4 protein-coding genes and 1 pseudogene are annotated in these 4,676 nt (G+C 68.4%); all 5 read left to right on the top strand.

All coding sequences use genetic code 11. The features are described 5' to 3' along the window. Positions 1-284 (top strand): annotated as a pseudogene (locus tag L995_RS16215) (ABC transporter); the annotation flags it as partial. A gap of 283 nt (positions 285-567) precedes the next feature. Beyond that, positions 568-1,497, top strand: coding sequence for a MurR/RpiR family transcriptional regulator (locus tag L995_RS16210; protein WP_231574450.1), 930 nt, complete (start codon positions 568-570; stop codon positions 1,495-1,497). Continuing rightward, on the top strand, positions 1,494-2,531 hold the full coding sequence (locus L995_RS16205) for an amino acid ABC transporter substrate-binding protein (RefSeq protein ID WP_047472629.1): 1,038 nt from the start codon (positions 1,494-1,496) through the stop codon (positions 2,529-2,531). The genes L995_RS16210 and L995_RS16205 overlap by 4 nt, the downstream gene beginning before the upstream one ends. A gap of 56 nt (positions 2,532-2,587) precedes the next feature. Further along, complete coding sequence (locus tag L995_RS16200) at positions 2,588-3,601, top strand: ABC transporter permease subunit (RefSeq protein WP_231574449.1); 1,014 nt, start codon at positions 2,588-2,590, stop codon at positions 3,599-3,601. Positions 3,602-3,618: 17 nt separating this feature from the next. After that, positions 3,619-4,676 (top strand): amino acid ABC transporter permease (locus L995_RS16195; RefSeq protein ID WP_047472627.1); only part of this gene is annotated, 1,058 nt, incomplete at its 3' end.

The raw sequence follows: 4,676 nt of genomic DNA, 5'->3' as shown, positions 1-4,676 counted from the left end.
ACCAGCGCGAGCAACGGCGCCTGGCCGCCCTGGCCCGCCAGCAGATGGCCGAGAAGACCCGGCCGTTCAAGAAGGAACTGGAACAGCTGGACAAGCGCCTGCCCCAGCTGCAGGCCGAACGCACGCGGCTGGAGGGCCTGCTGAGCCAGCCCATCTCGCCCGCCGAGATGGCCGAAGCAGGCCGCAGCCTCAAGGCCTGCAACGACGAGATCGACAGCCTGGAAGAACGCTGGCTGGAACTGAGCGAGCAGATCGAGCAGCTGTCGGCCGCGATGTCCGACTGATTCCAGTCGTTCTCGAAAATCAGGCGGCCCCATGGGTGCGAGGCCCTTGCTCGCACCCATGACCGTCTGCCACAAGCGTCGTCCCGCGTGAAGACGGCGCTCCACTTCGGCTCCGCCCAAGTGCGGCCCTGAGGCCCCGCCCTCCCCCCCACTCCCCTCACGCCCTCGCACTCCCCCGCAGCCAGCGGAACGCATGGATCGTTCGGTTCAGGGTTTCCCCTGAATGAAAGATTTCACTCCTAAAAAATAATGAATGAAAGATACCATTCAATTTCATTCATTCATGGAACTCCACCCCCACCCCGCCGTACAGGAACTGCTGCGCGCCAGCGTCGATGGCTCGCCCGCCGTCGCCCGGGTAGGCCGCTGGATGGCCGCGCATCCGGTCCTGGCCGTCACGCTGAGCGCCGAGGAAGTGGCCAATGCCTGCGGAGGCTCCCTGGCAGCCGTCAACCGCTTCGCCAAACATGCCGGCTACGAAGGCTTTGCCGATCTGCGCCTGCACCTGGGCCGCCAGCTGCAACAGGCCCTGGAGCCCGTGAACAAGCTGCGCGCGGCGCACGAGCCTGCCGCAAGCGCCGTGGGAGCGCAGGCCTTCGAGCACACGCAGCGCAATCTGCAGGCGGCCGCACAGGCCTGCGACCCCGGCCTGCTCGACCAACTGGCCCAGCGCATCTGCCGCGCGCGGCGCGTCCTGTTCATGGGCTTTGGCAGCTCCCACCATGTGGCAGCCTTTGGCGCCGACGCGCTGCAGCCCTATCTGCCACAGGTGCTGGAAGTGGCCTGCGCAGGCGGCACGGAGCAAGCCGTCCGGCGCATGACGGGGCTGACGGAGCAGGACGTGCTGATCGCGATCTCGCTGCCGCGCTACTCACGCGAAGCGGTGGAGCTGACGGCGCATGCGCGCCAGCGGGGCGCCCTGACCATCGCCATCACCGACGAGGCCACCAGCCCGCTGGCCGGCCAGGCCGACTACGTGCTGCTGGCCCCTGCCGCCCACCCTCTGCTCCCATCGTCGGTGCTGGCGGCCATGGCCATGGTCGAAGCGCTGGCCACCCAGGTCATCCGCGCCACGCCCCAGGCCGTGCGCAGCCTGGTCGAACTGTCCGAGTCGGTGCTTCCCTACCTGACACCGGACAGCAGCCCCGCTTCACCTGCGGCGAGCAAGCCGCAACCCCAGGCCCCCCATCCCGCCGCAAAGGACTCCGCATGAATGCCCCTGCCCGTTTCCGCTTTCTTTTCGCCTCGATGGCCGCCGCGGCCACGCTCGCTGCCGCGCCGGCCCACGCAGGCAAGACGCTGGATGGCATCAAGCAGCGCGGCGCCGTGGCCTGCGGTGTGCACACGGGGCGCGCAGGCTTTGCACTGGCCGACGGCAGCGGCAACTGGTCCGGGCTGGACGTGGATCTGTGCCGCGCCGTGGCGGCCGCCACCCTGGGCGACGCCACCAAGGTGAAATTCATCCCCACCAGCAGCCAGACACGCATCACGGCGCTGCAGTCCGGCGAGATCGATCTGCTGGCACGCAACACCACCTGGACCTTCACGCGCGACAACGGCCTGGGCCTGATGTGGGCGGGCATCAATTTCCACGACGGCCAGGGCTTCATGGCCAGGAAGAAGCCCGGCCTGAACAGCGTCAAGCAGCTCTCTGGCGCCACCATCTGCGTGATCAGCGGATCCACCACGGAAAAGACCCTGTCGGAGTACTTTCGCGCCCACAAGCTCAACTACAAGGCGGTGGTGTTCGACAACCCCGAAGCCGCCCTGCAGGCCTTCAGCAGCGGGCGCTGCCAGGCGTATACCGGCGACCTCGGCGCCCTGGCCGTGCTGCGCGGCAAGGAACTGGCCAACCCCGACGACTACGTGATCCTGCCCGAAGTCATCTCCAAGGAGCCGGCCGGCCCGGCCGTGCGCCGCGGTGACGACGAATGGTTCGCCGTCGTGCGCTGGACACTCAACGCCATGATCGAGGCCGAGGAACTGGGCATCACCCAGGCCAATGCCGACGAGCTCAAGACCCGCTCCGACAGCATTCAGGTCAAGCGTTTCCTGGGCCAGAGCGACGACCTGGGCAAGCAGCTGGGGCTGGACAAGGAATGGGCGCTGCGCATCGTCAAGGCCGTGGGCAACTATGGCGAGAGCTATGAGCGCAACCTGGGCGCCAGGTCGGGCCTGAACGTGCCGCGCGGCAAGAACGCGCTGTTCACCAAGGGCGGCCTGATGATGTCGCCGCCGATGAACTGACGCGCCGAGGGCACCCTGCCATGAATGCCGCGAACGCTGTAGATGCTGTGAAAGCCGTGAATGCCATCGACACCGGGGCACGGCAGCCACCGGCCCCCACCCGGCCACGCTGGGGCCGGCTGGCCTTGCAGCTCGCCATCGGCTGGCTGCTGATCTTGCTGCTGGGCTGGCTGGCGCACAACGCCAGCCGCAACATGGCCGCACGCGGCATTGCCGGGGGCTTCGGCTTTCTGGAGCAGACGGCCGGCTTTTCCATCTCCGAAGGGCTGCTGCCCTACGAGCCCGGCGACAGCTACCTGCGTGCGGTCGCGGCCGGCGTGGCCAACACGGTTCGCGCCGCCGTGCCCGCGCTCGTGCTGGCCACCGTGCTGGGCCTGCTGCTGGGCGTGGCCGCAGTGGCAAGGCATCCGCTGCTGCGCGGCGCCGTGCGCCTCTATGTCGATGTGGCGCGCAACATCCCGCTGCTGGTGCAGGTGCTGCTGTGGTATTTCGCGCTGACTTCGCTGCTGCCCGACGTGGACCGGCCTCTGGCCATCGGCCCCCTGGGCTTTCTGAGCAAGGCGGGGCTGGCCCTACACGGCCCGGTGTACGACAGCGCGGCGGGCTGGCACTGGAGTTCCCCGCAACCGGGCATGTTCGGCATCGACGGAGGACTGGCGCTGACGCCTGAATTCCTGGCCCTGGTGGGCGCCCTGGGCCTGTATGCCGCCGCCTATTGCGCTGAAATCGTGCGCGCCGGTCTGCAGGCCGTACCGCGCGGGCAATGGAATGCTGCCTCGGCCCTGGGCATGCGCCGCGGCCAGCAGCTGCGCCTGGTCGTGCTGCCGCAGGCCTTGCGGGTGATCATTCCCCCCTATACCAACCTGGCGCTCAGCACCATCAAGAACTCATCGCTGGCCGTGGCCATCGGCTACCCCGACGTGGTGATGGTCGCCAACACCGCCATGAGCCAGACCGGCCAGGCCATCGAATGCGTGACCATCATCGCGGTGGTCTACCTGGCCATCAACCTGCTGACCTCGCTGGCACTGAATGCCTTCAACCAGCGCAGTGCCTTCATCACACGCTAGCCGGGAAAGACCTGCCCATGAGTGCCGTACTCCGCGCACCGGCCCTGCCGGTGGCCCCGCCCCGGGTTCCGCTGGCACAGCGCCTGCGCGCCAGCCTGTTTCCAGATGCGCTCTCCGGGCTCATCACCGCCACGCTGCTGCTGGCCGCGCTGTGGGCAGGCTGGAAGCTGCTGGCCTGGGGCCTGCTCGACGCCGAAACCGCAGCCAACCCCGACACATGCCGCGCTGCGGCCGGCGCCTGCTGGGGCGTGGTGCGCGAGAAATACCGCCTGGTATTCCTGGGCCGCTATCCCGTGGCAGAGCAATGGCGCCCCGTCGCCGCCAGCCTTTGGCTGCTGGGCAGCGTGGGCGTGGCGGCACTGCCGCGCTTCTTCGGCCGCGCCGGCATGGCAATGCTGCTGGCCGGGTTGACCGGCTTTGGCGTGCTGATGGCGGGCGGTGTGGCCGGTCTGGCACCCGTGCCCAGCGATCTGTGGGGCGGCCTGCCGCTGACCCTGTTCCTTGCCGTGATCGCCTGCCTGGCCGGCGTTCCGCTGGGCATCCTGCTGGCACTGGGCCGGCGCTCCAGCCTGCCTTTGCTGCGCGTGCTCTGCACGTTGTTCATCGAAGCGGTGCGCGGCGTGCCCCTGATCACGCTGCTGTTCTTCGGGGCCTTCGTGCTGCCCATGCTGGTGCCCGCGCAATGGCGGGTGGACCCCATGGTCCGCATCGCCGTCTGCCTGGCGGCCTTCAGCGCGGCCTATCTTGCCGAGGTGTTTCGCGGCGGGCTGCAGGCCGTGCCCCAAGGCCAGGTCATGGCGGCCCAGGCCATGGGCTTCACCAGGGTGCAGGTGCTGCGCCACGTGGTCCTGCCGCAGGCGCTGCGCGTGACCATCGCGCCCACGGTGAGCAACTTCATCGGCGCGGTGAAGGACACCTCCCTGGTGGCGATCGTGAACATCTACGACATCACTGGCTCCCTGAAGATGGCCATGAGCGACCCCCACTGGATTGCGTACTTCGTGGAGATGTACATGGTGGTCTGTGCCGTCTACCTGCTCATCGGCCTGGGCATCGCCCGCTATGGCCGACGCGG

Origin of the sequence: Delftia sp. ZNC0008 (genome assembly GCF_000799035.1) — a bacterium.
GTDB classification, from domain to species: Bacteria; Pseudomonadota; Gammaproteobacteria; order Burkholderiales; family Burkholderiaceae_C; genus Comamonas; species Comamonas tsuruhatensis.
This window is presented reverse-complemented; position numbering and strand designations above follow the sequence as displayed.

What these genes read in the sequence shown, in the direction of transcription:
- L995_RS16210 (WP_231574450.1), top strand. Translation starts at nt 568, where the DNA reads ATGGAACTCCACCCCCACCCCGCCGTACAGGAACTGCTGCGCGCCAGC.
- L995_RS16205 (WP_047472629.1), top strand. Translation starts at nt 1,494, where the DNA reads ATGAATGCCCCTGCCCGTTTCCGCTTTCTTTTCGCCTCGATGGCCGCC.